This is a genomic window from Methylobacterium nodulans ORS 2060 (assembly GCF_000022085.1).
Taxonomy (GTDB): Bacteria; Pseudomonadota; Alphaproteobacteria; order Rhizobiales; family Beijerinckiaceae; genus Methylobacterium; species Methylobacterium nodulans.
Map to the genome: position 1 here is coordinate 7,352,123 of NC_011894.1, position 25,872 is coordinate 7,377,994.

The 25,872-nt window shown below is 72.1% G+C and carries 27 protein-coding genes; 9 read left to right on the forward strand and 18 right to left on the reverse strand.

All coding sequences use genetic code 11. The features are described 5' to 3' along the window. Positions 1 to 2: 2 nt before the first annotated feature. On the reverse strand, positions 3 to 206 hold the full coding sequence (locus MNOD_RS34330; RefSeq protein ID WP_015933557.1) for a hypothetical protein: 204 nt from the start codon (positions 204 to 206) through the stop codon (positions 3 to 5). A gap of 469 nt (positions 207 to 675) precedes the next feature. Between MNOD_RS34330 and MNOD_RS34335 the strand changes: the two genes are divergently transcribed. Beyond that, positions 676 to 1,899, forward strand: coding sequence for an MFS transporter (locus tag MNOD_RS34335; protein WP_015933558.1), 1,224 nt, complete (start codon positions 676 to 678; stop codon positions 1,897 to 1,899). Here MNOD_RS34335 and MNOD_RS34340 read toward each other — a convergent pair. From MNOD_RS34340 to MNOD_RS34350, 3 genes are all read right to left on the reverse strand, one after another. Beyond that, positions 1,865 to 2,830 carry a homoserine kinase gene (locus tag MNOD_RS34340; RefSeq protein WP_015933559.1) on the reverse strand — a complete coding sequence of 322 codons (966 nt, stop codon included), beginning with the start codon at positions 2,828 to 2,830 and terminating at the stop codon, positions 1,865 to 1,867. The two genes, MNOD_RS34335 and MNOD_RS34340, sit on opposite strands and share 35 nt — an antisense overlap. A gap of 120 nt (positions 2,831 to 2,950) precedes the next feature. Next, entirely contained in the window at positions 2,951 to 3,952 is a 1,002-nt protein-coding gene (gene ispH / locus MNOD_RS34345) for a 4-hydroxy-3-methylbut-2-enyl diphosphate reductase (RefSeq protein WP_015933560.1), read from the reverse strand. A 157-nt stretch (positions 3,953 to 4,109) separates the two neighbouring features. Next, on the reverse strand, positions 4,110 to 5,015 hold the full coding sequence (locus tag MNOD_RS34350) for an MBL fold metallo-hydrolase (RefSeq protein ID WP_015933561.1): 906 nt from the start codon (positions 5,013 to 5,015) through the stop codon (positions 4,110 to 4,112). 309 nt (positions 5,016 to 5,324) lie between these two features. Between MNOD_RS34350 and MNOD_RS34355 the strand changes: the two genes are divergently transcribed. From MNOD_RS34355 to MNOD_RS34370, 4 genes are all read left to right on the forward strand, one after another. Further along, a complete protein-coding gene (locus tag MNOD_RS34355) occupies positions 5,325 to 6,686 on the forward strand; it encodes a sensor histidine kinase (protein ID WP_015933562.1) in 1,362 nt (453 codons plus the stop codon). Continuing rightward, entirely contained in the window at positions 6,683 to 7,342 is a 660-nt protein-coding gene (locus MNOD_RS34360) for a response regulator transcription factor (protein WP_015933563.1), read from the forward strand. The genes MNOD_RS34355 and MNOD_RS34360 overlap by 4 nt, the downstream gene beginning before the upstream one ends. 148 nt (positions 7,343 to 7,490) lie before the next feature. Next, entirely contained in the window at positions 7,491 to 9,383 is a 1,893-nt protein-coding gene (locus MNOD_RS34365) for a monovalent cation:proton antiporter-2 (CPA2) family protein (protein WP_015933564.1), read from the forward strand. Then, the gene (locus MNOD_RS34370) at positions 9,376 to 10,851 is read left to right on the forward strand and encodes an MATE family efflux transporter (RefSeq protein WP_015933565.1); all 1,476 of its coding nucleotides are present in this window, start codon (positions 9,376 to 9,378) and stop codon (positions 10,849 to 10,851) included. Before MNOD_RS34365 ends, MNOD_RS34370 begins: the two co-directional genes overlap by 8 nt. On the opposite strand, the gene MNOD_RS44525 is transcribed toward MNOD_RS34370, so the two are convergent. After that, complete coding sequence (locus tag MNOD_RS44525) at positions 10,789 to 11,109, reverse strand: DUF1127 domain-containing protein (protein WP_015933566.1); 321 nt, start codon at positions 11,107 to 11,109, stop codon at positions 10,789 to 10,791. The genes MNOD_RS34370 and MNOD_RS44525 overlap by 63 nt on opposite strands. Before the next feature lie 86 nt (positions 11,110 to 11,195). On the opposite strand from MNOD_RS44525, the gene MNOD_RS34375 reads away from it, so the two are divergent. Then, a complete protein-coding gene (locus tag MNOD_RS34375; RefSeq protein WP_050783578.1) occupies positions 11,196 to 12,107 on the forward strand; it encodes a LysR substrate-binding domain-containing protein in 912 nt (303 codons plus the stop codon). Positions 12,108 to 12,134: 27 nt separating this feature from the next. On the opposite strand, the gene MNOD_RS34380 is transcribed toward MNOD_RS34375, so the two are convergent. The 3 genes from MNOD_RS34380 to MNOD_RS34390 form a co-directional block, all read right to left on the reverse strand. Further along, complete coding sequence (locus tag MNOD_RS34380) at positions 12,135 to 12,335, reverse strand: Flp family type IVb pilin (RefSeq protein ID WP_015933568.1); 201 nt, start codon at positions 12,333 to 12,335, stop codon at positions 12,135 to 12,137. A 230-nt stretch (positions 12,336 to 12,565) separates the two neighbouring features. After that, positions 12,566 to 12,823, reverse strand: a complete 258-nt coding sequence (locus MNOD_RS34385; protein WP_015933569.1) for a DUF3072 domain-containing protein — start codon at positions 12,821 to 12,823, stop codon at positions 12,566 to 12,568. A 122-nt stretch (positions 12,824 to 12,945) separates the two neighbouring features. After that, positions 12,946 to 13,833, reverse strand: a complete 888-nt coding sequence (locus MNOD_RS34390; RefSeq protein WP_015933570.1) for a branched-chain amino acid aminotransferase — start codon at positions 13,831 to 13,833, stop codon at positions 12,946 to 12,948. Between the two features lie 196 nt (positions 13,834 to 14,029). On the opposite strand from MNOD_RS34390, the gene MNOD_RS34395 reads away from it, so the two are divergent. The 3 genes from MNOD_RS34395 to MNOD_RS34405 are packed head-to-tail and all read left to right on the forward strand — an operon-like array spanning position 14,030 to position 16,733. Then, entirely contained in the window at positions 14,030 to 14,584 is a 555-nt protein-coding gene (locus MNOD_RS34395; RefSeq protein ID WP_015933571.1) for a MarR family winged helix-turn-helix transcriptional regulator, read from the forward strand. Between the two features lie 4 nt (positions 14,585 to 14,588). After that, positions 14,589 to 15,311: a response regulator gene (locus tag MNOD_RS34400; protein WP_015933572.1), complete on the forward strand. Its 723-nt coding sequence runs from the start codon at positions 14,589 to 14,591 to the stop codon at positions 15,309 to 15,311. Between the two features lie 3 nt (positions 15,312 to 15,314). After that, a complete protein-coding gene (locus MNOD_RS34405; RefSeq protein WP_015933573.1) occupies positions 15,315 to 16,733 on the forward strand; it encodes an ATP-binding protein in 1,419 nt (472 codons plus the stop codon). A gap of 50 nt (positions 16,734 to 16,783) precedes the next feature. Here the strand turns inward: MNOD_RS34405 and MNOD_RS34410 are convergent, their stop codons facing one another. The 10 genes from MNOD_RS34410 to fba form a co-directional block, all read right to left on the reverse strand. Then, positions 16,784 to 17,269: a hypothetical protein gene (locus MNOD_RS34410; RefSeq protein ID WP_015933574.1), complete on the reverse strand. Its 486-nt coding sequence runs from the start codon at positions 17,267 to 17,269 to the stop codon at positions 16,784 to 16,786. A gap of 115 nt (positions 17,270 to 17,384) precedes the next feature. Continuing rightward, positions 17,385 to 18,368, reverse strand: coding sequence for a D-erythronate dehydrogenase (gene denD / locus MNOD_RS34415; protein WP_015933575.1), 984 nt, complete (start codon positions 18,366 to 18,368; stop codon positions 17,385 to 17,387). A 21-nt stretch (positions 18,369 to 18,389) separates the two neighbouring features. Then, on the reverse strand, positions 18,390 to 19,136 hold the full coding sequence (locus MNOD_RS34420) for an SDR family oxidoreductase (RefSeq protein WP_015933576.1): 747 nt from the start codon (positions 19,134 to 19,136) through the stop codon (positions 18,390 to 18,392). 23 nt (positions 19,137 to 19,159) lie between these two features. Next, positions 19,160 to 20,326 carry a GNAT family N-acetyltransferase gene (locus MNOD_RS34425; RefSeq protein WP_015933577.1) on the reverse strand — a complete coding sequence of 389 codons (1,167 nt, stop codon included), beginning with the start codon at positions 20,324 to 20,326 and terminating at the stop codon, positions 19,160 to 19,162. Beyond that, positions 20,323 to 21,165, reverse strand: a complete 843-nt coding sequence (locus tag MNOD_RS34430; RefSeq protein ID WP_015933578.1) for an isocitrate lyase/PEP mutase family protein — start codon at positions 21,163 to 21,165, stop codon at positions 20,323 to 20,325. Before MNOD_RS34430 ends, MNOD_RS34425 begins: the two co-directional genes overlap by 4 nt. Before the next feature lie 119 nt (positions 21,166 to 21,284). Next, positions 21,285 to 21,830 carry an adenine phosphoribosyltransferase gene (locus tag MNOD_RS34435; RefSeq protein ID WP_015933579.1) on the reverse strand — a complete coding sequence of 182 codons (546 nt, stop codon included), beginning with the start codon at positions 21,828 to 21,830 and terminating at the stop codon, positions 21,285 to 21,287. A gap of 74 nt (positions 21,831 to 21,904) precedes the next feature. Next, entirely contained in the window at positions 21,905 to 22,699 is a 795-nt protein-coding gene (locus MNOD_RS34440) for an inositol monophosphatase family protein (RefSeq protein ID WP_015933580.1), read from the reverse strand. Between the two features lie 95 nt (positions 22,700 to 22,794). Beyond that, on the reverse strand, positions 22,795 to 23,754 hold the full coding sequence (locus tag MNOD_RS34445) for a tetratricopeptide repeat protein (RefSeq protein ID WP_015933581.1): 960 nt from the start codon (positions 23,752 to 23,754) through the stop codon (positions 22,795 to 22,797). After that, positions 23,751 to 24,392 carry a thiamine phosphate synthase gene (locus MNOD_RS34450; RefSeq protein ID WP_043749936.1) on the reverse strand — a complete coding sequence of 214 codons (642 nt, stop codon included), beginning with the start codon at positions 24,390 to 24,392 and terminating at the stop codon, positions 23,751 to 23,753. The genes MNOD_RS34445 and MNOD_RS34450 overlap by 4 nt, the downstream gene beginning before the upstream one ends. A gap of 252 nt (positions 24,393 to 24,644) precedes the next feature. Beyond that, positions 24,645 to 25,733 (reverse strand): class II fructose-bisphosphate aldolase, encoded by a 1,089-nt coding sequence (gene fba / locus MNOD_RS34455; RefSeq protein ID WP_015933583.1) that lies wholly within the window; start codon positions 25,731 to 25,733, stop codon positions 24,645 to 24,647. Positions 25,734 to 25,872 lie beyond the last annotated feature (139 nt).

The window sequence follows — 25,872 nt, forward strand, 5'->3', positions numbered from 1 at the left end:
CCTCACGCCTCGCGGTCGGGCAGCGGGGTGAGTTCCATCCGGTCGGCGCGCTCGCGCCAATCCTCGACCCCGTGAGAGCGGGCGAACCGCAGGGCGGCAGCCCGTTCGGCGCGCTCGGCATTGCGGGCGCGGCTGATCTCGACCGTGCCGACCGCGAACGGCACCCCCATGATCTCCTTGGCGAACAGAACACGGTATTGCGCCATCGTCCGATCCCTCACGGGTCCAGATCGCGCCGACGCGGGCGTCGGCCGTTCGGAGCTGCCTGACCAAGGGTTTCCCCAGTCCCGCCGGGCTGTGCGGTGAGACCAGTGCGGCCGGTTCGGATCCGCGAAGATCAGCCTTGCCGCCCGACAGGCCGCCACACTGCGAATATCCGTGGTTCTTGCGCTGAGGCCAAGCGGAATTTCCGGTGTGGGGCCCGTTCGGCACATGGGGACGGCATCGGCGGTGCGGAAGGGCACATGTGTCGGCGCGCGGTGCCGCGATCGTCGCAACCGGGCCAGGGGCGCGGCCCGCCGGCGCGCCATGAGCGCAGCGCGGGGCGGCTGCGCGGCGGCACCCCGTGCGCGCGCGGTTTCGCACCCTACCCTTCTGGACCCTGCCGGGTCTGAACCCTGCCCGGGCGCGAAGCCGCGCGCCCTGCCCTCCCGGATGATCTGCCGCCGGATGCCGATGTCCTCCCTGTCCTCACCGATGCCGAACGCCGCCGCCGCGCCGGCGCTGACCGCCGCGACGCGCCTCAGCCTCAGCCTGATCGCGGGCGGGTCGGTCGCGAACATCTACTACAACCAGCCGCTGCTCGGTGTTCTGGCCCAGGAATTCGGTCCGTCGGCATCGAGCCTCGTGCCCACCGCGACCCTGGCCGGCTACGGGTTCGGCATCCTCGCCCTCGTCCCCATGGGCGACCGTCACCCGCGCCGCGGGCTGATCGTGGGCCAGCTTCTGCTGCTCGCAGGCGCTCTCCTGCTGGCGGCGCTCGCCCCCGGGCTTCCCACCCTGGCGGCGGCGAGCTTCCTGATCGGGGTCCTCTCGACGGCGGCCCAGCAGGCGGTGCCCTTCGCGGCCGAGCTGGCGCCTGACGCCGCCCGCGGGCGGATGGTCGGGCAGGTGATGACCGGGCTGCTTCTCGGCATCCTGCTCGCGCGGACGCTGAGCGGTTTCGTGGGAGCGTGGTTCGGCTGGCGGGCGATGTTCGGGGCCGCCGCCCTGCTCTCGGTGGCGCTCGCCGCGCTCGCCCGCCTGACGCTGCCGACGACGAAGGCCGCAACGCTGCTGCCCTATGGCCGGCTGATGGAATCCGTGCTCGATCTCGCGCTGACCCAGCCGACCGTACGCCGCGCGGCCCTCGCCCAGGCCCTGCTGTTCGCCGCCTTCAACGCCTTCTGGACCAGCCTCGCGCTCTTCGTGCAGGGGCCGCCCTTCGGCCTCGATCCCGCGGGTGCCGGGCTGTTCGGCCTGATCGGCGCGGCGGGCGCCCTCTGCGCGCCGATGGCGGGGCGATTCGCCGACACGCGCAGCCCCCGCCCGGTGGTGATCGGCGGCGGGCTCCTGACGCTCGCCGCCTTCGGGGTGTTCGACCTCCTCGGCGAACGCTCGCTCCTGGCGATGGGGCTCGGCGTGCTCCTGATCGATATCGGCATCAACACCGCGCTCATCGCCAATCAGACCCGGGTTTACGCCCTCGCGGCGGGCGCGCGGGGGCGCATCAACACGGTGTTCTTCACGGCGGTGTTCGTCGGCGGAGCGCTCGGCGCCTCGGCGGGCACCCGCGCCTTCGCGGCGGGAGGCTGGCCGCTCCTCTGCCTCGTCGGCGGCGCCTTCGCGGCGGCGGGCGTGCTGGTGCCCCTGCTCGAACCCCGGCTCACGGGCTCCAGCCATACTCCGCCGCATCCGTGACCCGGCGGTGGAAGGCGAGCTTGCGGTCGTATTCGAGCGGGTCCTTGGGCTTCACCAGCGCGCCCGGCGGCACGTTGAGCCAGTCGACGAGCCGCGTCAGCATGAAGCGCAGGGCCGCCCCCTGGCAGAGGAGCGGCAGGGAAGCGACCTCGCGCGGCTCGAGCGGCCGGGCGGACTGATAGGCGGCGATCATCGCCTGCCCCTTGGTGCGGTTGAACGACCCGTCGGGCTCGAAGCACCACGCGTTGAGGCAGATGGCGAGGTCGTACGCGAAGGCATCCGTGCAGGCGAAGTAGAAGTCGATCAGCCCCGACACCTCGTCGCCGATGAAGAACACGTTGTCGGTGAACAGGTCGGCATGGATGACGCCCCCCGGCAGGTCGCTGGGCCAGGCCTCCTCCAGGCGGGCGAGATCGGCCCGGGTGCGCTCCGCGAGATTGGGGGCGACCCGGTCGGCCTGCGCCTCGGCCTGGGCGAAGAGCGGGCGCCACGCCTCCACCGAGAGGGCGTTCGGGCGCCGCATCGGGAAATCGGCGCCCGCCGCGTGCAGGCCCGCGAGCGCGCGCCCGAGCGCGCGGCAGTGGCGCGTGCCGGGCCGGCGCACCGAGACCCCTTCGAGGAACGAGACGATGACCGCGGGCCGGCCGCAGAGCCGCCCGAGCGCCGTGCCGGCGCGGGTGCGGATCGGCTGCGGGCAGGCGAGGCCGCGCGCCGCCAGATGCTCCATCAGCCCGAGGAAGAACGGCAGGTCCTGCTCGGCCACCCGCTTCTCGTAGAGCGTCAGGATGTAGGAGCCGGCCGTGGTGTGCAGGAAGAAGTTGGTGTTCTCGACCCCCTCGGCGATGCCCTTGTAGGAGAGCAGGCCGCCGATGTTGTAGTCGGAGAGGAAGGCGCCGAGCGCCTCGTCGGGAACCTCGGTATAGACCGCCACGCTCCGGTGTCCGTCTCGATGCTTGGGAATGCGGGGCAGCCGGACGGCGTCGCCCCGGCGCGAAAAAGGCGCCGCCCCGGTGATGGAGCGGCGCCCCGCGCTTGTCAAAGAGGCCTAAGCCTATTCGGCGGCCTCGCTGCGCAGCTCCCGCGGCAACGGGAAGACCATGTCCTCGGTGGTGGTCGAGACCGTGTCCACGGTCACCGTGTAGCGGGTCGCGAAGGCGTCGATGATCTCCTCCACCAGCACCTCGGGGGCCGAGGCGCCGGCGGTGAGGCCGAGCCGGCGGATGTTGGTGAAGGCGTCCCAGTCGATCTCCTCGGCGCGCAGGACGAGGCGGGTGATCGGGCAGCCGGCCCGCTCGGCCACCTCGCGCAGGCGCTGCGAGTTCGAGGAGTTCGACGAGCCGACGACGATGAGCGCATCGACGAGTGGCGCCACCTGCTTGACCGCCTCCTGGCGGTTGGTGGTGGCGTAGCAGATGTCGTCCTTGTGCGGGCCGACGATCGCCGGGAACTTCTTCTTCAGCGCCTCGACGATGTGGTGGGTGTCGTCCACCGAGAGGGTGGTCTGGGTCACCCAGGCGAGGTTGTCGCGGTTCGCGGGCTCCAGGGCCTGGATCTGCTCCAGGTCCTCCACCAGGGTGATGGAGCCCGCCGGCAGCTGGCCCATCGTGCCGACCACCTCCGGATGGCCCGAATGCCCGACGAGGAGCACGTGGCGGCCGCGCTTGTGGTGGATCTCCGCCTCGCGGTGGACCTTGGTGACGAGCGGGCAGGTCGCGTCGATGGTGGTCAGCCCGCGGCTCTCCGCGGTCTGCGGGACCGTCTTGGCGACCCCGTGGGCCGAGAAGATCACCGGGGCGTCGCCGTCCGGCACCTCGTCGAGTTCGGCGACGAAGACCGCCCCTTTGCGCTTCAGGCTCTCGACCACGTACTTGTTATGGACGATTTCGTGGCGGACGTAGACCGGCGGTCCGTAGATCGCGAGCGCCCGCTCGACCACGTCGATGGCCCGCACCACGCCCGCGCAGAAGCCGCGGGGGGCGCAGAGCATGATCTCGAGCGGGGGCTTGGCAGGCGCGACTGCGCCGGTGTCGGTCTGATTCACGGGAGCGCTCATGATGGCCGGGATGTGGCGAGGCGGGGCTGTGCCTGTCAACCTATCTTCGCATCGAAATGCGGCGATCAACAGTCCGGGGCGCGTGAGGGGGCCGGCGCGCGGCGTGACGCCGCGCACCCATGCGCGCTGGCGGCGCGGTCGGCCCGCGCGGGCCCGGTCAGGCCACGAAGGCGTAGCCGTCGCGCAGGCGCTCGACCCTGCCCCGCCCCGTCAGGTGCATGCCCGTCACGGGCAGGCGCTCGGCCGCGGCGCGGTCGAAGATGCGCCGGCGCGTCGCTTCGGCCTCGGCCTTGTCCGCGTCCCAGATCACCGTCCAGCCGGGGTGCCGGAACTGCAGGATCCGGGAATGCACCACGTCGCCCCAGATCAGCAGCCGGTCGGGCCCGTCCTCCAGGACCACGCCGGCATGGCCCGGCGTGTGCCCCGGCAGCGGCAGGAAGGCCGCGCCGGGCGCCAGCACGGCCTCGCCGCTCACGCGGCGCAGACGGTCGCCATAGGCCGTCAGGACGGTCTGCGCGGTGTCGAAGAACGGCGCCATCTCGGCGGGGGCCCGGGACCGCGAGGCGGGATCGCCCCAGAAGGCGGCCTCCGCCTCCTGCAGCACGAGCTCCGCCTGCGGGAAGCGGGCGCGGCCCTCCGGCGTCAGCAGCCCGCCGGCATGGTCGGCATGGAGATGCGTGAGCCACACCGCCTCGATCCGCGCGGGATCGAGGCCCTGCGCGGCGAGCGCTCCCGCGACCCGGTCGAAGCCCGGCCCGAACACCGTGCCGCAGCCCGCATCGAGCAGCCAGGCACGGTCCCGGCGGCGAATCAGGAAGGCGTTGACCGGCTCGGGCGACGGCCCGGAGGGCGGCAGGCCCGCCTGCGCGAGCAGGGCCCGCCCCTCCTCGCTCTCGGCGCCGGGGATCATCCGCGGCTCCAGGGGGAAGAGCCCGTCCAGCAGCGGCGTCACCATGAAGGCCCCCACACGGGTGGAGGCGGCGTCCCCGGCCCGCGCGCGGGGCGCGAGAGCGAGGGCGGCGGAGGCGGCGAGCAGGGAGCGGCGTGAGAGAAGGCAGGTCATGGGGCTTCCTGGGAGGTGGAGGGCGCGATCATCCAGGGTTGCGGCGGGCGGCGCCAGGGAGCAGCTCCCGTCCGGAGGCGGGCATTCTTCCCGATCCCCTGCGCACCGGCTTGCGGAACCGCCCGCGCGCGAGGCCAAGATGCGGCTTCCGGGATCCGGTGCGGCGCTGCCGGAAACCCTCTCCACGAATCTTGCCCGCCGCTCGAGCAGGATCCGGTCCACAGTGAACGTATCCTGCTCTAGCTCTTTGTTTTTGCCGCATTTTCTGCGACGAACCGGCATCCACTTCGTCTGCTCTAGGCTTCCTCCATGAGCCTTCTCGCCCGCCTCGCCCTTCACGTCCTCCTGGCGGCGGCTCTCTGCCTCGCGGGCGGGATCGCCTTCATCGTGGTCGAGGTCCGCCAGGGCCTGCAGGCCGAGGCCGAGACCTCCGCCCGCCGCATCGCCGAGCAGTATGCGCGTCAGCCCGGGCTCGGCAGCGCGGGCGCTGGTCCGGCCGCGGCGGCCGAGGCACACCCCGAAGGGCACGCGGCCCCTCCCGTCCTTGCCGTCCTGCCGGGCATCTGCGCCGAGGTCGCCCTCGCCGCCGAGGCGCCCCGGCGGCTCTGCGGCGGCTGGGAGGGATGGGGCGAGGCACCGGGCTGGTTCCGCGCCGCCGTCCCGGCGGGCTCCGGTCCGCCGGCAATGCGCAGCATCGTCTACCGGGGCCGCGTCATCGGGGTGGCGACGGCCTGGCCCGAGGCGGCGGCCTCCGCGGGCCGGGCGTGGCGGCAGGTCCGGGATCTCGCCGGCATCGCGGCCGGGATGGTCGGCGCGACGATGCTCCTCATCGGGCTCGCGGCGGGCCGGCTCCTCGCCCCGGCGGGGCGGATCGTGGACGGGCTGCGGGCGCTGGAGGCCGGCCATGCGGGCGCCCGCCTGCCGGCCTTCACCGTGCGGGAGTTCGACCGGATCGCCGCAGCCTTCAACACCATGGCCGAGCGCCTCGCCCGCACCGAGGCGGAGCGGCGGAGCCTCACGCTGCGCCTGTTCCAGGTTCAGGAGGAGGAGCGCCGGGCCCTCGCCCGGGACCTGCACGACGAGTTCGGGCAATGCCTCACCGCCACGGGCGCCCTCGCCGAGACGATCGCCGCCGAGGCGGCCGACGGGCGCCCGGATCTGCGCGCCGACGCGCTCGCCATCGGCCGCAACGCCGCGCGCATGATGGAAACGCTGCGCGGGGCGCTCGCGCGGCTCGAACCGCCGGAGATCGAGGAACTCGGTCTGGAGGGGAGCCTGCGCGCCCTCGTGGCCGGCTGGGGGGCCGGGGGCCGCCCCGGGACCGAGTTCCACATCGACGTGGTCGGCGACCTCGCCGACGTGCCGCCCCCGACCGCCCTGAGCCTCTACCGCATCGCCCAGGAATTCCTGACGAACGCGGTCCGGCACGGGCGCCCGGGCCGAGTCTTCCTGCGGGTGCTGCGGGCGCCGGGGGATGGGCGCAGCGTGACGCTCGTCGTCGACGATGACGGCGGCGGCGATGCCGGACGCCTCCGCACGGCGCCCGGTCGCGGCCTCCTCGGCGTGCGCGAGCGCATCGCCGCGCTCGGCGGCCGGGTGAGCATCACCGGCACCGGGACCGGCATCCGCGCCTGCGCCGTCGTGCCGATGCTGGCGAGGGGGGCGCCGTGACCACCACGATCCTGCTCGTCGACGACCATCCGGTGGTGCGCGAGGGCTACCGCCGCCTGTTGGAGCGCCAGCCGGGCCTCAGCGTCATCGCGGAGGCCGACACGGCCGCGGAGGCCTATCGCCTCTACAAGGCGCATGCGCCCGCCCTGGTGATCCTGGACCTGTCCCTGCCGGGCCCGAGCGGCATCGAGGCGATCCGTCACATCCGCCAGTGGGACCGGCAGGCGCGCATCCTCGTCTTCACCATGCGGCAGGGCGCGGCGCTCGCCGCGAAGGCCTTCGAGGCCGGGGCTGCGGGCTACGTCACCAAGGCGAGCCCGCCGCGCGAGCTGGTCGAGGCCGTCGGCACGGTGATGCGGGGCGCGCGGGCAATGAGCGCCGACATCGCGCGGGCGCTCGCGGAGGCGGAGGTCGCCCGGGGGCGCTCGGCGCTGGACGGGCTCTCCCCGCGCGAGGTGGAGATCCTGGCCCTCGCGGCCGCCGGGGCGACCTCGAAGGCCATCGCCGAGGCCCTCTGCCTGAGCCTGAAGACGGTGCACAACAATCTCTCGCTGATCAAGGCGAAGCTCGGCGCGCGCACCGACGCCCATCTGGTCTGGATCGCTGCCGGGGCCGGGCTGGTCGCTCTCCCGGGGGTCGGGCAGCCGCCCCCATAGGCCGAGCAGCCGGCCCTGGGGGCGGAGCGCCCGGCGGACGCATCCCCGCCCCGCCGGGCGTGAGGCCTAAGCGGGGCGTCTCGCCTTGCGGGGCGGCCCCGGGTTAAGGGTAGAGGTCCCTCGTTTTACGCCCGGGAGCCCGTCCGCGATGGCGAGTACCGCCGACCACGCCAGCTTCCTGCCGCCGGTCCTGACCTTCCTCTCGGCCGCGGTGATCGGGGTGCCGATCGTCCGCATGCTCGGCCAGAGCGCCGTTCTGGGCTATCTCGCGGCAGGTGTGGTGATCGGGCCGTCCGGGCTCTCGCTCATCCCCGAGGCCGAGACGGCGCGCAGCGTCTCCGAACTCGGGGTGGTCCTGCTCCTGTTCATCATCGGGCTCGAACTCGAGATCTCGCGGCTGATCTCGCTGCGGCGCGACATCCTGGGCCTCGGCACCCTGCAGCTCGTCACCTGCGCGGCGGCCCTCGGGGGGCTCGCCATGCTGGGGGGACTGGCGCCGGCCGCTTCCGTGGTGGTCGGCATCGCGCTCGCCCTCTCGGCCACCGCCGTCGCCCTGCAATTGCTGCAGGAGCGCCGCGACCTCGGCGCGCCCTACGGCCAGCGCGCCTTCGCGATCCTGCTGTTCCAGGACCTGTCGATCGTCGCGATCCTGGCGCTGCTGCCGCTGCTCGCCTCCACCGGCACCAGTGCTGGCGAGAACTGGCTCAGCGAGGCCCTGTCCTCGACCGGCTCGGCGGTGGCGGCGGTGGTCGCCGCGGTGGTGGTCGGGCGCTACGGCCTCAACCCGTTCTTCCGGCTTCTGGCGGCGAGCGGCGCCCGCGAGGTGATGACGGCCGCCGCCCTTCTCGTCGTGCTCGGCACGGCGCTCCTGATGGAGCATGTCGGCCTCTCGATGGCGATGGGCGCCTTCCTGGCCGGCCTGCTTCTCGCCGAATCGAACTTCCGCCACCAGCTCGAGGCCGATATCGAGCCGTTCCGCGGCATGCTGCTCGGCCTCTTCTTCATGAGCGTCGGCATGTCGATCGACGTGGCGCTGGTGCGCGCGCACTGGCTCGGCCTCTCGGCCGCCATGGTCTCGGCGATCCTCCTGAAGACCACCATCGTGGCAGGGCTCTTCCGCCTGTTCGGCTCGCCCTGGCTCGATGCCCTGCGCGGCGCGGCGGTGCTCGCGCCCGCGGGCGAGTTCGCCTTCGTGCTGCTGCCGGTGGCGGGCGAGCTCGGCATCGTGGACGGCGCGGCCGGGCGGCTCGCCATCGCGCTCGCGGCGCTCACCATGCTGGTCGGCCCGCTTGCCGCCAAGGGCCTCGACGGGTTCCTCGCCCGCCGCCGCACCGGTGCCCTCGAACCGGCCTACGACGTGATCGAGAACGCGGAGGCCCGCGTCCTCGTGGTCGGTTTCGGCCGCTTCGGCCAGATCCTCAACCAGGTGCTGCTGGCGCAGGGCATCAGCGTCACGGTGATCGACAAGGACGTGGAGCAGATCCGCAGCGCCGCCCGCTTCGGCTTCCGGGTCTATTACGGCGACGGCACCCGTCTCGACGTGCTGCGCGCGGCGGGGGCGGGGCGCGCCGAGCTGATCTGCATCTGCATCGACGATCCCGAGGAGACGCTCAAGATCATCGACCTCGTCCATGCCGAGTTCCCCTCGGCCCGCACCTACGTGCGGGCCTTCGACCGGGTGCAGGCGATCGAGGCGATGAACCGGGACGTGGACTTCGTCATCCGCGAGACGGTGGAATCGGCCCTCGCCTTCGGCCGCGCCACCCTGGAGGCGCTCGGCGTCGCGGCCGCCGAGGCCGCCGGCATCGCCGACGACGTGCGCAAGCGCGACGTCGCCCGCCTCGTCCTGCAGCAGGCAGGCGAGCCCCTCGACCGCAGTGACCCGATGCGCAGCCTGGTCCGCATCAAGCCCGAGCCGCTGACGACCCCCAAGCGCTCGTCGCGGGCGCTGACGGCCGAGACGCAGGACATCATCGCCAAGGAGCGTCCCGCCCCGCCGGAGCCGGAGCCTGCGCCGGAGCCGGTCGCCGACGATGCCTGAGGCGTCGCGGGCCCTCGCGGCGGGCGAGGCCGCCTTCGTCACCGGCTCGACCCTGCGCCATGTGGTGGTGATGGGCGCGACCGGATCGGTCGGCCTGATGGCGGTCTTCGCCGTCGACCTGCTGTCGCTCCTCTACGTGTCCTGGCTCGGGGATCCCCTCCTCACCGCGGCGGTGGGCTTCGCGACGATCCTCCAGGTCTTCGCGGTCGCCATCAATATCGGCATGATGATCGCGGTGGGCGCCCTGGTCTCGCGGGCCCTCGGCGCCGGCGACCGGGCGGCGGCGCGCCGCATCGCGGCCTCCGCCCTGGTGCTGACGCTCGCCGCCAGCCTCATCGTCCTCGCCGTCCTGCTGCCGCTCCTCGACCCGCTCCTGCGGCTGATCGGGGCCGGGCCGGACAGCGTGCCGATCGCGCGGCGCTTCCTCCTGATCTCCCTCCCCTCGGTGCCGCTCATGGCACTCGGCATGGGGTTGTCGGGCGTGCTGCGGGCGGTCGCCGATGCGCGCCGGGCCATGGCGGTGACGATCGGGGGCGCCGCCGTCACGGCGCTGCTCGATCCACTGCTGATCTTCGGCCTCGGGCTCGGCCTCGATGGGGCCGCGCTCAGCGTGGTGGCGGCCCGCCTCGCCTTCGCGGGGGTGGGCTGGCACGGGGCGGTGAGCGTGCACCGGATGGTGGCCCGCCCCCGCGGCCGCGCCGTGCTCGCGGATGCGCCCGAAGTGCTGCGCATCGCGCTGCCCGCCGTGCTGACGAACCTGGCGCCGCCGGTGGCGAGCGCCTTCCAGGCCCAGGTCATGGCCGGATTCGGCACTGAGGCCGTCGCCGCCAACACGGTGATCGAGCGGCTGATCCCGGTCGCCTTCGGGGGATTGTTCGCGCTCTCGGGCGCGGTCGGGCCGATCCTCGGCCAGAACTGGGGTGCGCAGCGCTTCGACCGGATGCGCCGGATCCTGCGGGACTGCGTCCTGGTGACGGCCGTCTACATCCTCGCCGTCTGGCTCGCCCTGGTGCTCGGGCGGGAGGCGATCGCGCGCAGCTTCGCCCTCGACGGGGAGGCCGCCCGTATCGTCGGGGTCTTTTGCCTCGTGGGCGGCGGGATCTGGCTCTTCAACGGGCTTCTGTTCGTCGCCAACGCGGCGTTCAACAATCTCGGCTTTCCGCTGCTCTCGACCGCCTTCAACTGGGGGCGGGCGACGCTCGGTACGATGCCCTTCGCGGTGCTGGGCGCCCATCTCGGCGGGCCGGAGGGCGTGATCGTCGGCGTCGGCGCCGGATCCCTGATCTTCGGCGCTGCCGCGCTGATCGGCGCCGTCCGGGTCGTCGGCGTCCTGGAGCGCCGGCCGGTCCCGGCGGGGACCGGCGCGGCGCGGGTCGCCGGGGCCGGCGCGGCACCCCTGCCCGTCTCAGACGGCGAGGTTGGGCCCGACGCGGCGCCCGTCGCTGGCTACGATCTTCATGCGCACTGATGCACCCGGGACCCGAGCCTGTCGTCGATCCGCCAGGTGCATGGTCGGGTCGTCCCGCCACGGGAGCGTGAGGGCGCCCACCACCTCGCAGCGCGTCAGCCCGAGGTCTTTGAGCATGCGGTCGTCGAGCTCGGCGAGGCGGCGGGCGGCGCGCCGGTGGCTGAGAAGGCGGGCGGCCTGCGCAATGCCCTGACCGGTCACGCGACCGGCCCGGAGGACCAGCGAGAGAACACCGAGGGGAGCGAAACCGAACGTCATCCTGACCTCCAGCGGCAGCCGTTCCGAGGCTCAGCCGCGCTGCCCTCATACCCCGGTTCGACCGATGCGTTGAGCGAATGCTTGAGATGTGTCAGATCACGGATGCTGATGAGAAGGCCGCCTCCGTGCACCCCCTCGACATCGACCAGCTCCGCACCCTCGTGGCGATCGCCGACAGCGGCTCCTTCACCCAGGCCGCCGACCTCGTGCACAAGACGCAATCGGCCGTCTCGATGCAGATGAAGCGGCTGGAGGAGCGGGTCGGCCGTGCGATCTTCTCGCGCGCCGGGCGCGGCGTCCGGCTCACCGATGACGGCGAGCGGCTCCTCGACTACGCGCGCCGGATCGTGCAGCTGCAGACCGAGTGCCTCGCCACCTTCGGCGAGGCCGACCTTGCGGGCCGCGTGCGCCTCGGGCTCCCGGACGACTACGCCGACCGCTACCTGCCGGAGATCCTGGCCCGCTTCGCCCGCGCCCATCCGCGGGCCGAGGTGACGGTGATCTGCGAGCCCACCGACATGCTGCTCGGGCGGATCGCGAGCGGCGACCTCGACCTCGCCATCGTCACGGAGGCGCGCCAGCGCGGCGGCATCGAGACGATCCGCACCGAGGCCCTGCTCTGGGTCACGTCGAGCCGCCACCGCGTGCATGCGGAGACGCCCCTGCCGCTCGCCCTCGGGCGCCCGACCTGCGTCTGGCGCGCCGCCGCTCTCGCGGCCCTGGAGCGGGCCGGCCGCCAGAGCCGCATCCTGTTCGTGAGCTGGAGTTCGACCGCGGTCGGCGCGGCGGTGCAGGCTGGCCTCGCCGTCTCGGTCCTGCCGGAGAGCGCCCTGCGCCCGGGCATGCGCATCCTCAGCCCGTCGGAGGGCTTTCCCGCCCTGCCCGCCTGCCGGATCGGTCTGATGCGCCACCGGCTGCCCGAGCCGATGCCGCTCGCCGATGCGCTCGCCGCGCAGATCCGCCAGTGCCTGGACAATCTCGGCCTGGCGGCCGAGTAGCGGCCGGGCCTCGTCGCGGCGCCGGGCTCACGGCCGGGAGAGAACCTCCACCACCTTGTTGCCGAGGCTGGTGTAGAGGCTCCCGGTCGAGGCGCCGTAGAGGTTGAGGGACACTGCCACCGCCAGGAAGATCAATCCGGCGATCATCGCATATTCGATGGCGGTCGAGCCCGCCCCGTCGTTCAGGAATCGTCGGACGGATCTGGCGCGCAGCCAATTCCCGAACACGACACCCTCCCTCCGCCGGACCGACCCATGCTACGAGGCGACCTCCTCAACATCCGTTAAGACGACCCGAGAAAAGCCGCCTTGCGGGCACGGTGCCGCTGCCGTCATACGGTTTCCGGTTGATCCGTTCGGAGACAAGAGGGCGCGGGGACCGCGGGATCCCCTCTCCCGCCCGGGAGAGGGGTTCTTCCTGCGCATACTCATCTCGAAAAGATCAACCGGATGCCGTATCAGGCCTTTCCTGTTGCCTTACGCAACGCATCGATGCGCTCCGAGGCCTCCGCCTTGTCGAGATCGGGGTCGAAGGCGTCCTGGTCCCCGGCTTGTTCGGACAGGGTCTTGAGGTAGGAGGCCTGGGCGCCGGTCATCGGCTCGTCGCCGGTCGTCCAATCCTTCGGATCCTTGATCCGGTTCGACGCGTCCCCGGCCGCGTCGGGAGGAGCCGCCTTCGGGTTGCGGTTGCGCTGGTCTTTTGTCCTGGCCGACATGGTGTCTCCTTTGTTCACGTATTGTTCTCATACGGGCAACGCGGGAGGCACGCGTCGTGTTCCGGGCGGCGCCCCGGACAAGGGTCCGGGGCGCCGTGGAGAGATGGGGGTCGGACCGCCCCTCAGGCCGCCTTGGCGCGGGGCTGCACCTCGGCGCTGTAATCGTCCATCAGGGTCCGGGTCATGGTGGCCGGCTGGAACCGGTAGGGGCCGATCTCGGAGACCGGCGTCACCTCGGCGGCCGAGCCGGTGATGAAGCACTCGGTGAAGCCCGCCATCTCCTCGGGCCGGATGCGCCGCTCGACGACCTCGTAGCCGCGGCGGCGCGCCAGCTCGATCACCGTCTGCCGGGTGATGCCGTCCAGGAAGCGGTCGGCGATCGGCGTGTGGACGACCCCGTCCTTGATGAAGAACACGTTGGCGCCGGTGCATTCGGCCACGTTGTCCTCCCAGTCGAGCATCAGGGCGTCCGCGTAGCCCTTCCTCTCGGCCCGGTGCTTCGAGATGGTGCAGATCATGTAGAGGCCCGCCGCCTTCGAGGCGGAGGGGGCGGTGCGCGGATCGGGCCGGCGGTAATCCGCGAGGTCGAGGCGGATGCCCTTCATCTTGGTGGCCGGATCGAAGTAGCTCGGCCATTCCCAGGCCGCGATGGCGAGGTGGATGGTGTTGTGCTGCGCCGAGACACCCATCATCTCGGAGCCGCGCCACGCCACAGGGCGCAGATAGGCGTCCGACAGGCCGCTCTCCTTGAGGACGAGCGCCTTGGCGGCGTCGATCTCGGCCACCGAGAACGGGATCTCGAAGTCGAGGAGCTCGGCCGAGCGGCGCAGCCGCGCCGAATGCTCCGTGCTCTTGAAGATCTGCCCGCCATAGGCGCGCTCGCCCTCGAACACGCAGGAGCCGTAGTGCAGGCCGTGCGTGAGTACGTGAATCTTCGCGTCCGCCCACGGCACCATGCGGCCGTCGAACCAGATGTGGCCTTCACGCTGGTCGAAGGGGATGACGGACATGTCGATGATCCTCGGTTGCGGTTCATTTCCGCGAAGGCGGCCCGGCTCGCAATCTTCGTGCTCGGAAAGCCCGAATGGCGTACGTTCGTTGCGCCGGCGGGGTTGACGGGTACCAACGAGGCTGAGATATGTCAACAAGGCTGACGTAAATGGGACGGCGGGGCCGAAGGGCCCTTCGGCCCGGGAAACGAGGGGAATGACGGTGACGCAGGCAGCCCGGACCCGACCAGGCCCCTCCGAGCCGCCGGAGGCCGCCAACGAGGACCTGCCCGAGGCCGGTCACGCCTACGACCTGATCGAGCTCCTGTTCTTCGCCTACCGGGACTTCGTCTCGGACCCCGACCGCATCCTGGCGGAATACGGGTTCGGGCGCGCGCATCACCGGGTACTGCATTTCGTGGAGCGCAATCCCGGCCTCACGATCGCCGAACTCCTCGATATCCTGCGCATCACCAAGCAGAGCCTCAACCGGGTGCTCAAGGAATTGATCGAGACGGGCTACATCGCGCAGCGCGCCGGCACGAGCGACCGCCGCCATCGGCTGCTCACCTGCACGCCCAAGGGCCGCCGCCTCGCCGTCGAGCTCGCCCGCATCCAGGGCGAGCGGGTGCGCCTGGCCCTGGCGGAGGCCGGTCCGGCCGCCCGCGGGCCGGCGAGCCGCTTCCTCCTCGCCATGATCGACCCGGGCGATCGCGCCGCCGTGAGCCGCCTCATCGCCGCCGCGCCGCCGCGGGCGGTCGAGGAGGCCTGAGGGGATGACGGCGCTTGCCGCGCGCCCGGACCTGCCGGATCACGCACCGCACATCCTCGTCGTCGACGACGACCGGCGCCTGCGCGACCTCCTCTCGCGCTTCCTCTACGAGAACGGCTACCGGGTCACCGCAGCGGCGAGCGCCGCGGAGGCGCGGGCGAAGGGCGCGAACCTCGTCTTCGACGCCCTCGTCCTCGACGTGATGATGCCGGGCGAGACCGGCTTCGACTATGCGCGCCAGATCCGTCTGACCTCCCAGGTGCCGATCCTGATGCTCACCGCCCGCTCGAACCCGAACGACCGGGTGACGGGGCTGGAGATCGGGGCGGACGACTACCTGCCGAAGCCCTTCGACCCGCGCGAGCTGATCCTGCGGCTCAACAACATCCTGCGCCGCAACGCCCGGAGCGAGAATCCGGGCTCCGCCGTGCCCCTCGACGCGGTCCGCTTCGGGCCCTTCCTGTTCCGGGTGGAGCGCGGCGAACTCACCCGCGACGACGAGCCCATCCGCCTGAGCGAGCGCGAGCGGGAGATCCTCACCATCCTGGCCCTCGCCAAGGGCGGGAACGTCGCCCGCGAGGCGCTGACGGGCGGGGCCGAGGCCGGCAACGAGCGCACCATCGACGTGCAGATGAACCGCCTGCGCCGCAAGGTTGAGGACGATCCGGCCAATCCCCGCTACGTGCAGACGGTGCGGGGCGTCGGCTACCGGCTCGTCCTGGACTAGACGATGGCGCTGCCCGGCGGGATCGCGGGCTCCGAGGGGGATCCCGCGCCGGTCGGCGCGCGCGCCTCCCTCGCCGATCGGCTCGGGCCCCGCGCGATCTGGCGGCGCCTCGGCCGGGTGATCAGCGAGCGGCTCCCGAAGGGGCTCTATGCCCGCTCGCTCATCATCATCATCGCGCCCGTCGTCCTGCTCCAGTCGGTGATCGCCTACACCTTCATGGAGCGGCACTGGCAGCTCGTGACCAAGCGCCTGTCGGCAGCGGTGACGGCGGATATCTCGGCGCTCATCGACATCTACGAGAGCTACCCGCAGGACCGGGATGCCGAGACGCTCCAGCGCATCGCGGCCGAGCGGCTCAACCTCGACGTCGACATCCTGGAGGGGGCCAGGATCCCGCCCCCCGGGCCTCGGCCCTTCTTCTCGCTCCTCGACGAGGCCCTCTCCGACGAGATCCGCCGCCAGATCAAGCGGCCGTTCTGGATCGACACGGTCGGGCGGTCGAGCCTGATCGAGATCCGGGTGGAGATCCCCGGCGGCGTCATGCGGGTGATCGCCCGGCGCAGCCAGGCCTATGCGTCGAACTCGCACATCTTCCTTTTGTGGATGGGCGGCACCTCGCTGGTGCTGCTCGGCGTCGCGATCCTGTTCCTGCGCAACCAGATCCGGCCGATCCTGCGGCTCGCCGACGTGGCCGAGAGCTTCGGCAAGGGGCGCGACGTGGAGTTCCGCCCCCGCGGCGCCCGCGAGGTGCGCAAGGCCGGCCACGCCTTCATCGAGATGAAGCGGCGCATCGAGCGGGCGATGGAGCAGCGCACCACGATGCTGAACGGGGTGAGCCACGACCTGCGCACCATCCTGACGCGCTTCCGCCTCTCCCTCGCGCTCATCGGGCAGGGCCCGGAGATCGACGATCTGACCCGCGACGTGGAGGAGATGAGCCGGATGCTGGAGGCCTATCTGGCCTTCGCCCGCGGCGATTCCGGCGAGCACGCCGCGCCCGTCGACCTGAGGGCGCTGCTGGAGGATCTGCGGACCGATGTGGAGCGGCTCGGCGGCCATGTGAGCGAGGTGACGGTCGAGGGGCCCTCCACCGTGACGGTGCGGCCCGATGCGTTCCGGCGCTGCCTGTTCAACCTCGCGGCGAATGCGGCGCGCTACGGCGACACGATCGCGCTCACCGCCCGCCAGGAGAGCCGCTGGCTCGCAGTCTCCGTCGACGATGACGGGCCCGGCATCTCCCCCGACCGGCGCGAGGAGGTGTTCAAGCCCTTCGTGCGCCTCGACGATGCCCGCCAGGATGCGGGCGGCTCGGGGCTCGGCCTCGCCATCGCGCTCGACATCGCGCGGGCGCATGGCGGGGACGTCTCGCTGCACGACAGCCCCCTCGGGGGCCTCAGGGCGACCGTGCGCATCCCGGCCTGAGCGGCCTGCGCCCGAGACCGATCGTCCTCGTGCGGTGACGCCGGTCGCCTCTATTCGTGGCGGGAGCCGGCGGCGGTCCGGACATCCGACGGAGCGACCCGCACGGCCGTCGCCGTGCCGGCCACGGCCGAGGCCCGGAGGAGATTGGGCAGGTCGGCGCCATGGGCCCCGAAGCGCGACCAGGCCGCGCCGCATCGCCGGTCGTCCGCATCGTCCTGGAAGTAGCGCTCCTGCTCCCGCAGCAGCCGCGCATAGACGGCAGCCCGGACGGAGCGGTCGTCCTCCACGTAGAGGCGGTAGATCCGGCGCCAGGACGCCTCGTCGAGGTCCCAGCGGCACTGCGCGGCGGCCTTCATCATGGCCAGTCGCCGCAGGCTCTTCCACTCGGGGTGGGACAGGACGACGAGGCCGTACTGCGCCTTGAGGGCGCGTCCGCCCGCCGCGTAGCCGACCTCGGTGCACACCGCCCAGACGACGTAGCCGAGGCCTGCCGAAAGGACCGCGCAGGCGGCGAGCAGCGCTCTCCGGATGGTCATGGGATCACCGAGGCTGAAGCGGGATTCGCGGCCCGCAACTTGCGGAGAATCGCCACGGCTTGGCGGCGATTCCGTGGACCCGTCCGGATGGCGGTCTTCCGCCCGCCGGATTGCTTCAGGCCGCGATCCGCCCGCCGAGCTCGTCCTCGATATGCGCCCGGATGATGCTGTCGAAATCCAGCTCCGCCGTGAAGCCGAGCTCGCGGGCGCGGCGCGCGTCGAAGGCGCGCGGCCAGCCCGCCACAATGCGCTCGATGGTCGGATCGGGCTCCCGGCGGATGCGGGCGACCACCGCGTCGCCCGCGATGCGGCGCAGGGCCTCGATCTGCTCCGCCACGGTGACGGAGACGCCCGGCATGGTGAGATTGCGCCGGTCGCCGAGCCGCGCGCCCTCGATGGTTGCGGCATGCAGCAGGAATCCCACCGCCGCGCGCGGCGAGGCGTGCCAGTGGCGTACGGAATCCGGAACCGGCAGCACCGCTTCCTGACCGGCGAGCGGCTCGCGGATGATGCCGGAGAAGAAGCCGGAGGCCGCCTTGTTGGGCTTGCCCGGCCGCACGCAGATGGTGGGCAGGCGGATGCCGATGCCGTCGAAGATGCCTCGCCTCGTGTAGTCGGACAGGAGAAGCTCGCCGATGGCCTTCTGGGTGCCGTAGCTCGTCAGCGGCGCCGTCAGGTACTCGTCGCCGATCACCTCCGGCATCGGCGCGCCGAACACCGCGAGCGAGGAGGTGAAGACGAGGCGCGGGCAGTAGCCCTCCCCGATCGCCCGCACGGCGTCGAACAGGCGCCGGGTGCCGTCGAGGTTGATCCGGTAGCCCTTGTCGAAATCGGCCTCGGCCTCGCCCGAGACGATGGCCGCGAGGTGGAAGATCACGTCCGGCCGCCCGGAGACCAGCCGCTCCGCCTCGCCGGGCAGCGAGAAGTCGGAGGCCGAGAGCGAGACCGGGGCGCGCAGGCCCGCGGGCGCCTCGGGCGCCACGACGTCGTGCAGCGTCAGCCGGCTGATCGGCGTGCCGCCGAGCTGCCCGTCCTGCACCAGCCGGGCGAGCAGCTTGCGGCCGACCATGCCGGCCGCACCGAGAATCAGGATGTGCATCGGGGGCTCCTCAGGCGGGCATCAGAGCGCGAAGCCGCCATCGACGAGATGAGTGTGGCCGGTCGTGAAGCGCGATTCGTCCGAGGCGAGATAGACGGCCAGCGCCGCCACCTCCTCGGGCGTGCCGAGGCGACCCATCGGCTGGCGATCGACGAAGGCCTGGCGCGCCTCCGCCTCCGTCGTGCCGGTGGAGGCGGCGAGCGCCACGATCCGCTCGTCCAGGGAGGGCGACTGGATCGTGCCGGGGCAGATCGCGTTGGCGCGCACGCCCTGGCGGATGAAGTCGCGGGCGACCGCCATGGTGAGCCCGATCACCGCCGCCTTGGTGGCCGCGTAGACGTAGCGGTTCGGGGCGGCGGCGAGGGTCGAGACCGCCGAGGCGATGTTGACGATCGAGCCGCTGCCCCGCTCGAGCATGCCCGGCAGGAAGGTCCGGATCGTGCGGTGCATCGACTTCACGTTGAGGTCGAAGGCGAAGTCCCATTCCGCATCGGTGCAGTCGAGCACGGTGCCGTGATGCACGAAGCCCGCGGCATTGACCAGGATGTCGACCGGACCGGCGCCGCGCGCGAAGGCGGCCACCGCCTCGTCCGAGCGCACGTCGAGGGGAGCCGTCACGGCCCCGGCCAGGCCGTCGAGCTTGCCCGCATCGAGGTCGGTGGCAAGGACCCGGGCGCCCTCCGCCAGGAACGCCTCGGCGATCGCCCGGCCGATTCCCTGCCCCGCCGCCGTCACGACGGCGCTCTTGCCCGCTAGACGTCCCACCATGCGCTCCCCTCCCGGTTCGCCCGTCACGCGAGGTGCTTGGCCATGTGCACCAGGCGGCGATCCGGGCGGGCCTCGACCCGCTCCGTCTTCCAGCCGTGGCGCGCATACCACCCGATGGCGCGCGCGAGCCTCTCTCCCGTGTAGAGGCGCAGATCCCTCAGGTCGAGATCCTTCGCGCGGGCCTCGACCGCTTCGAGCAGGCTGGTGCCGAGCCTCCGGCCCTGATGCGCCGGATCGACCGCGATGCTCCACACCAGCAGGTGATCGGGCCGGGGATCGAGGATGAGCGCGCCCGCGAGCGATTCGCCTTCGTGGCGGAGCCAGACCTCGTAGCGGGCGAGCAGCGTCTCGGGGGGTGTGAGGAGCGGCAGCGGCTCGACCCCGAGGAGCGCGCGGTTCGGCGCATAGGCCGCGCCCTGCAGGGCACCGAGGGCGGCGAGGTCCGCCCGTGTCGCGCGACGCAAGCGGTGGCCCGGAATCGCCGCGGCGGTGAGGCCCGAGAGGCGCAGGCGCTGGGTGCCCTCGCCGGAGAAATTCTCCGGGGCGAGCCAGCGGTCGAGGGCTTGGCCGACCTGCGGCCATTCCCCGTCCAGCATCGAGAACCAGGCCGTGTCCCGGTTGCGGCCCTTCACGATCATGGCCTGCCGGAACAGGCCCTCGAAGGTGAAGCCGAGGCGGGCGGCGGCGGCGCGGGAGGGGGCGTTCAGGGCGTTGCACTTCCACTCGTAGCGCCGGTAGCCGAGGTCGAAGGCGTAGCCGGCGAGCAGCCGCATCGCCTCGGTGGCGCCTGGCGTCCGCTGGAGCGCCGGGGTGTAGAGGATGTTGCCGACCTCGATGGTGCGGTTCGCCGGGTCGATGCGCATCAGCGTCGCGTGGCCGAGGGCCTGGCCGGAGCGCGCGTCGAGGATCGTGAAGAAGAGCGGGTCGGCCGAGGCCTCGCTGGCCGACAGGTAGTCCTGGAAGGCGGCCGCATCGGCGAAGGGGCCGCGGGACATGTAGAGCCAGAGGGCCTCGGTGCCGGGGCCGACCGCGCCGGCCGCCAGCGCCGGCCCGTGGGCCGCCGCGTCGAGCGGCACCAGCGTGACGAAGCGTCCCCTGAGGGTGGTCCGCTCCGGCCGGGGCGCCGGATCGGCCGGCGTGACGGGCGCGCCGATGGGCAGGCCGGTCGCCGGATCGCTGTCCTGTGTCATCGTCCCTGGCGGTCCTGGCGGAAGAAGCCGTTGAGCTCCGCGAAGCTCACCGAGCCGTCGAACCCGGCGAAGCTCCCCTCGTCGCGGATGCGCTTGGCGGCGCGGATGAAGCCGGTCCAGGCCGTCCGGGCGAGCGAGGAGCCGACGCTGATCCGCCGCACGCCGAGGGCGGCGAGATCCGCCACCTTGAGGCCGCCATTGGTGCTCACCAGCAGGTTGACCGGGCGGGGCGCCACGGCCTCGACGATGGCGCGGATCTCCTCGCGGCGCTTCGGGCCGGGCGCGTAGAGCACGTCGGCCCCTGCCTCCGCATAGGCCTGCAGCCGCGGGATCGCCTCGCGGAGGGGCTCGGGATGGCCGGTGAGATAGCTTTCGCACCGGCCCGTCAGCAGCACGTCCGCTCCGGTCGCGTCGATCGCCGCCCGCGCCGCCCGGATGCGCTCGACCGCGTGGTCGCGGTCATACAGGGGCTTGGCGGGGTCACCGGTCGCGTCCTCAATCGACAGGCCGGCGATGCCCGCGGCCACGCAGAGCGTCACGTTCGCGGCGACGCCCTCCGGGTCGTGCGCGTAGCCGGATTCGAAATCGGCATTGACCGGCAGGTCCGTGGCGGCCGCGATCTCGGCGATATGGGCGAGCATGGCGTCGCGGGGCACCGCCCAGTCGGTGTCCGGCAGGGCGCGGGAGAAGGCGTAGCCGGAACTCGTGGTCGCGAGAGCCGGAAAGCCCAGGGAGGCGAGATAGCGGGCCGTGCCGAGGTCCCAGGGGTTGGGCATCACGAAGCAGCCGCTCGCGTGGAGGGCGCGAAAGGCTGCGCGGCGGGCGGCGAGATCGGTCATGCGGGCCTCCCAATGGTGAACGCGTGACGTGATACGGCTTCCGGTTGATCTGTTCGGAGAAAAGAGGGCGCGGGATCCCTTCTCTCGTGCGGGAGAGGGGATCCCGCGCCTTGATCGGATCAATGTCCCTCGAACTCCACCAGCGTCCAGACCGGCACGTCGAGGGCCCGCAGCTTGGCGGCGCCGCCGAGTTCCGGCAGGTCGATCACGAAGCAGGCGGCCACCACCTCGGCGCCGATCTGGCGCAACAGGTCGACGGCGGCCTTCGCCGTGCCGCCGGTGGCGATGAGGTCGTCGACGAGGACGACCCGGTCGCCCGGCTTCACGGCATCCGAATGGATCTCCATCTCGTCGGTGCCGTATTCGAGCGCGTAGGCGATCGAGACCGTGGTGTGGGGCAGCTTGCCCTTCTTGCGGATCGGCACGAAGCCCGAGGAGAGCTGGTGGGCCACCGCGCCGCCGAGGATGAAGCCCCGCGCCTCGATGCCCGCCACCTGATCGATCCGGCCGCCCGCGAAGGGATGCACCAGGGCGTCGACCGCCCGCCGGAAGGCTCCGGGATCGCCGAGCAGGGTGGTGATGTCCCGGAAGACGATGCCCGGCTTCGGATAATCGGGGATCGAGCGGATCGCATCCTTCAGCGCGGAGAGCGTGCGCGGGTCCATGCGGCAGCCTTGTCGAAATGCCAAGTGGCGGGATGGTTAGACCAGATCCGGGCGGCGCTTGCCAGAGCTTGGCCTTACTGGTTCGCCTTCTTGAGGAGGGCGATCAGGTCGCGGTGCAGGAGCTCGTTGCCGCAGGCGACCGAATGCGCGGCGAGCGCGTCCGGCCCGCCATCGGCGCTCGTCGCGAAGCCGCCCGCCTCGCGCACCATGATGAGGCCCGCCGCCATGTCCCAGCTCTGCAGGTCGCGCTCCCAGTAGAGATCGGCCCGCCCGCAGGCCACGTAGGCGAGGTCGAGGGCGGCCGAGCCCTGGCGGCGCACGCCGCCCGTCACCGCCATCACGGTGCCGAGCTCCTTGAGGAGCCGCGGGTGGTTGCCGCGCCCCAGATAGGGCGAGCCGTAGAGGACGAGCGCATCCGCGAGGTCGCGGCGCGCCGAGACGCGCAGCCGCCGGTTGTTCAGGAAGGCCCCCTGGCCGCGCTCGGCGATGAACAACTCGTCCTTGATCGGGTCGTAGATCACCCCGGCGACGATCACGCCCTCGCGCTCCAGCCCCACCGAGATGCAGAAATGCGGAATCCCGTGCAGGAAGTTGGTGGTGCCGTCGAGGGGATCGACATGCCAGGTATGGGTCTTGTCCGACCCCTCGATGCTGCCGCCCTCCTCCATGATGAGGCTGTAGCCGGGCCGCGCCTTCATCAGCGCCTCGCGCAGCACCGCCTCGGCGCGCTTGTCGGCGATGGAGACGAAGTTGCCCGGGCCCTTGCGCGAGACCTGGAGGTTCTCGACCTCGCCGAAATCGCGCTTGAGGCCCCGCGCGGCCTTGCGCACGGCGTCGACCATCACGGTCATGAGGGGGGAGTTGATCATCGCGCGGCGGTCCCGGTCAGGTTCGGCGGCAAGCGGCGGCTCCCGCGCGCCGCGCGCGCGGCCGTCCGTCCGCCCTCTGGAAGTTGGAACCGGCCTTAAGGCGTCATCCGGTCGGCGGCAAGGCGCTCGGCCCGCGCGCGCTCCTCGGGGTTAAGCCCGGCGAGCGCCTGGGTCAGCCATGCGTCGGTGAGCCCCTGCGCGCTCGCCGCCATGTTCCAGGCCGCCGCCTCGACGAGGTTCTTCGGCACGCCGCGCCCGGCCGCGTAGAGGCGGGCGATGCGGTTCTGCGCCACCGCGTTGCCGCGGCCGGCCGCGTGCCGGAAGTAGCGGGCGGCGCGCGCCTCATCCTTGGGCACGCCTTCCCCGTTGAAGAGCAGGATCGAGAACTCGACCTCGCCCGCAACGTCGCCGTTATCCGCTGCGCGCCGAAACAACTGGGCGGCCTGAGCCGGATCCTTCTCCACGCCGCGGCCCTTCAGGTAGAGGATGCCGAGGGCGTGCTGGGCCGCTGGAACCTCCTGGTCGGCGGCTTGGCGCAGGAGCGCGGCGGCGCGGTTCAGATCCTCCGGCACGCCCGTGCCGAGCAGGATCAGGGCGACGTTGTAGCAGGCAGTGGGCTCGCCCTTCGCGGCGGCCTTCTCCAGCCAGGCCCGGCCCGCGGCCGGGTCCTTCGCGATGCCGCGGCCCTCGATCGCCATCATGCCGAGGAGGCCCATCGCCGACCGGTCGCCGAGATTGGCCGCGAGCCGGTACCATTCCGCCGCCTTGGCGGGATCCTGGCGCAGGCCGAGGCCCTGGCTGTAGAGTTCGCCGAGCAGCGTCATGGCGGCCGCGTCGGTCCTGTCCTTCTCCAGCCGCTTCGTCGCCTCCCGGAAGGCGGCGATGTAGTAGCCGCGCTGATAGGCGCCATAGGCGACATCCGCCTTCGGATCGGCGCTGTCGGCCGGCGGCAGCGTCGTCGGCCCGGGCAGCATCCGGGTCGTGGAGAGCGTCGGCGCGGCGAGCGCGCCCCCGGCGATCAGCAGGGCGAGGCCGGTCGGGAGGACCCGTCTCACGGGCGGGCTCCCGCGAGCCGCTCCTGGGCGGCCGCCACCGTGGCGGCGGCGTCCGGCCCGTCCCACAGGGCCGGGTCGAGGGCGACGAACTCCGCGCCCGTGGCCGCGAGCTCCGCGACCGCGTCGAGGCTGCGGGCAACGGCCACGCAGGGCGTCTCGAAGATCTCCGCCCACCACGCCGCCTGGGCGCGCACGCTCTCCCGGCTCGCCGGCTCCGCATCGCCGAACAGGACGTAGTCGGCGCCCGCCTCCCCCGCCTCCATGGCGGCGTGGCGCGAGCGCAGGGTGCCGGCCCCGAGGATGCGCCCGTCGCGCAGGCGCTCGCGCAGGTCGCGCAGGGCGTCGCCGGGCTCCTCGTCGGCCAGGGCATGGACGCCGTCGGCGCCGCCGCGCGCCGCAATGGCGACGGGGTCGACACCCGGCGCATCGCAGGCGACGAGCACGGCGGCCCCCGCCTCCTGGGCGGAGGGCGCGAGATCCTTGACGCGCTTGACGAGCGAGCGCTCGTCGGCGGGGGCGAGCCGCAGGATCACTGCCGCCACGTCCCCCGCCCGGCAGGCAGCGGCGAGCCGCTCGGCAAGGTCGGGTCCGGCCTCGGGGCCGGTGATGAGGACGAGACGGGTCTGCGGGTCGGTCATGCGGGGTGTGGGCGGGGCGATATTCAGATGGTTTCCGGTCGATCTTTTCCGAGACGAGTCCACGCGGGGAACCCCTCTCCCGAGTGGGAGAGGGGCAGGGGTGAGGGTGCTACGCTTCAGAACAGGGCACTGAGCGCCGCGCTAGCAGCGGCACGGTTCAGTCTTCTTGCTGCACCGTCTCCACCCTCACCCCTACCCCTCTCCCGCACGGGAGAGGGGTTCCCGCGGTTCCCGCGTCGCGGCCGCGCGGCGTTACTCCGCCGCAGCCTTCTGCTTGGACCCGAAGGACGGGTCGAGCTTGCCGGAGGCGTAGCGCTTGGCCATCTCCGAGAGCGAGATCGGCCGGATCTTGCCGGCATGGCCGGCCGTGCCGAACTCCTCGAAGCGCTGCTTGCACAGCTTCGTCATCGCCTCCATGGCGGGCTTGAGATACTTGCGCGGATCGAACTCCGCCTTGTTCTCGGTCAGAACCTTGCGGATCTGGCCCGTCATCGCCATGCGGTTGTCGGTGTCGATGTTGATCTTGCGCACGCCGTGCTTGATGCCGCGCTGGATCTCCTCGACCGGAACGCCCCAGGTCGGCTTCATCTCGCCGCCATACTGGTTGATGATGTCCTGCAGCTCCTGCGGCACGGAGGACGACCCGTGCATCACGAGGTGGGTGTTCGGCAGGCGGCGGTTGATCTCCTCGATCACGTGCATGGCGAGCACGGCGCCGTCCGGCTTGCGGGTGAACTTGTAGGCGCCGTGGCTGGTGCCCATCGCCACCGCGAGGGCGTCGACCTTGGTGGCCTGCACGAACTTCACCGCCTCGTCGGGATCGGTGAGGAGCTGGTCGTGCGACAGGGCGCCCTCGGCGCCGTGGCCGTCCTCGGCCTCGCCCTTCCCGCTCTCCAGCGAGCCGAGCACGCCGAGTTCGCCCTCGACCGAGACGCCCGCCCAATGCGCCATCTCGGCCACCTTGCGGGTGATCTCGACATTGTAGGCATAGTCGGCCGGGGTCTTGCCGTCCGCCTTGAGCGACCCGTCCATCATCACCGAGGTGAAGCCGTACTGGATCGCGGTGGCGCAGGTCGCCTCGTTGTTCCCGTGGTCGAGATGCATGCAGACCGGGATGTGGGGATAGATCTCCACCAGCCCGTCGATGAGCTTGGCCAGAATCACGTCGTTGGCATAGGCGCGGGCGCCGCGGCTCGCCTGCAGGATGACGGGCGCGTCGCAGGCATCGGCCGCCGTCATGATGGCGAGACCCTGCTCCATGTTGTTGATGTTGAAGGCGGGGACCCCGTAGCCGTGCTCGGCCGCGTGGTCCAGAAGCTGCCTCAGCGTGATGCGCGCCATCGTAACCCTCCGACAGAACCGATTTTCGCGATTATAGGCGATCGGCGTGCCGCCGTCCTACCGGCGGCATCCTGAACGCCACCTTCACCCCCGATCACCCCCCGATCACATGGGCCCCGATCACATGGGCGCGCGATCG

Excerpts from the sequence above, each read along its gene's own strand:
- MNOD_RS34330 (WP_015933557.1), bottom strand. The coding sequence starts at position 206 with ATGGCGCAATACCGTGTTCTGTTCGCCAAGGAGATCATGGGGGTGCCG.
- MNOD_RS34335 (WP_015933558.1), top strand. The coding sequence starts at position 676 with ATGTCCTCCCTGTCCTCACCGATGCCGAACGCCGCCGCCGCGCCGGCG.
- ispH (WP_015933560.1), bottom strand. The coding sequence starts at position 3,952 with ATGAGCGCTCCCGTGAATCAGACCGACACCGGCGCAGTCGCGCCTGCC.
- MNOD_RS34350 (WP_015933561.1), bottom strand. The coding sequence starts at position 5,015 with ATGACCTGCCTTCTCTCACGCCGCTCCCTGCTCGCCGCCTCCGCCGCC.
- MNOD_RS34355 (WP_015933562.1), top strand. The coding sequence starts at position 5,325 with ATGAGCCTTCTCGCCCGCCTCGCCCTTCACGTCCTCCTGGCGGCGGCT.
- MNOD_RS34365 (WP_015933564.1), top strand. The coding sequence starts at position 7,491 with ATGGCGAGTACCGCCGACCACGCCAGCTTCCTGCCGCCGGTCCTGACC.
- MNOD_RS34370 (WP_015933565.1), top strand. The coding sequence starts at position 9,376 with ATGCCTGAGGCGTCGCGGGCCCTCGCGGCGGGCGAGGCCGCCTTCGTC.
- MNOD_RS44525 (WP_015933566.1), bottom strand. The coding sequence starts at position 11,109 with ATGACGTTCGGTTTCGCTCCCCTCGGTGTTCTCTCGCTGGTCCTCCGG.
- MNOD_RS34375 (WP_050783578.1), top strand. The coding sequence starts at position 11,196 with ATGTGTCAGATCACGGATGCTGATGAGAAGGCCGCCTCCGTGCACCCC.
- MNOD_RS34385 (WP_015933569.1), bottom strand. The coding sequence starts at position 12,823 with ATGTCGGCCAGGACAAAAGACCAGCGCAACCGCAACCCGAAGGCGGCT.
- MNOD_RS34390 (WP_015933570.1), bottom strand. The coding sequence starts at position 13,833 with ATGTCCGTCATCCCCTTCGACCAGCGTGAAGGCCACATCTGGTTCGAC.
- MNOD_RS34395 (WP_015933571.1), top strand. The coding sequence starts at position 14,030 with ATGACGGTGACGCAGGCAGCCCGGACCCGACCAGGCCCCTCCGAGCCG.
- MNOD_RS34400 (WP_015933572.1), top strand. The coding sequence starts at position 14,589 with ATGACGGCGCTTGCCGCGCGCCCGGACCTGCCGGATCACGCACCGCAC.
- MNOD_RS34405 (WP_015933573.1), top strand. The coding sequence starts at position 15,315 with ATGGCGCTGCCCGGCGGGATCGCGGGCTCCGAGGGGGATCCCGCGCCG.
- MNOD_RS34410 (WP_015933574.1), bottom strand. The coding sequence starts at position 17,269 with ATGACCATCCGGAGAGCGCTGCTCGCCGCCTGCGCGGTCCTTTCGGCA.
- denD (WP_015933575.1), bottom strand. The coding sequence starts at position 18,368 with ATGCACATCCTGATTCTCGGTGCGGCCGGCATGGTCGGCCGCAAGCTG.
- MNOD_RS34420 (WP_015933576.1), bottom strand. The coding sequence starts at position 19,136 with ATGGTGGGACGTCTAGCGGGCAAGAGCGCCGTCGTGACGGCGGCGGGG.
- MNOD_RS34425 (WP_015933577.1), bottom strand. The coding sequence starts at position 20,326 with ATGACACAGGACAGCGATCCGGCGACCGGCCTGCCCATCGGCGCGCCC.
- MNOD_RS34430 (WP_015933578.1), bottom strand. The coding sequence starts at position 21,165 with ATGACCGATCTCGCCGCCCGCCGCGCAGCCTTTCGCGCCCTCCACGCG.
- MNOD_RS34435 (WP_015933579.1), bottom strand. The coding sequence starts at position 21,830 with ATGGACCCGCGCACGCTCTCCGCGCTGAAGGATGCGATCCGCTCGATC.
- MNOD_RS34440 (WP_015933580.1), bottom strand. The coding sequence starts at position 22,699 with ATGATCAACTCCCCCCTCATGACCGTGATGGTCGACGCCGTGCGCAAG.
- MNOD_RS34450 (WP_043749936.1), bottom strand. The coding sequence starts at position 24,392 with ATGACCGACCCGCAGACCCGTCTCGTCCTCATCACCGGCCCCGAGGCC.
- fba (WP_015933583.1), bottom strand. The coding sequence starts at position 25,733 with ATGGCGCGCATCACGCTGAGGCAGCTTCTGGACCACGCGGCCGAGCAC.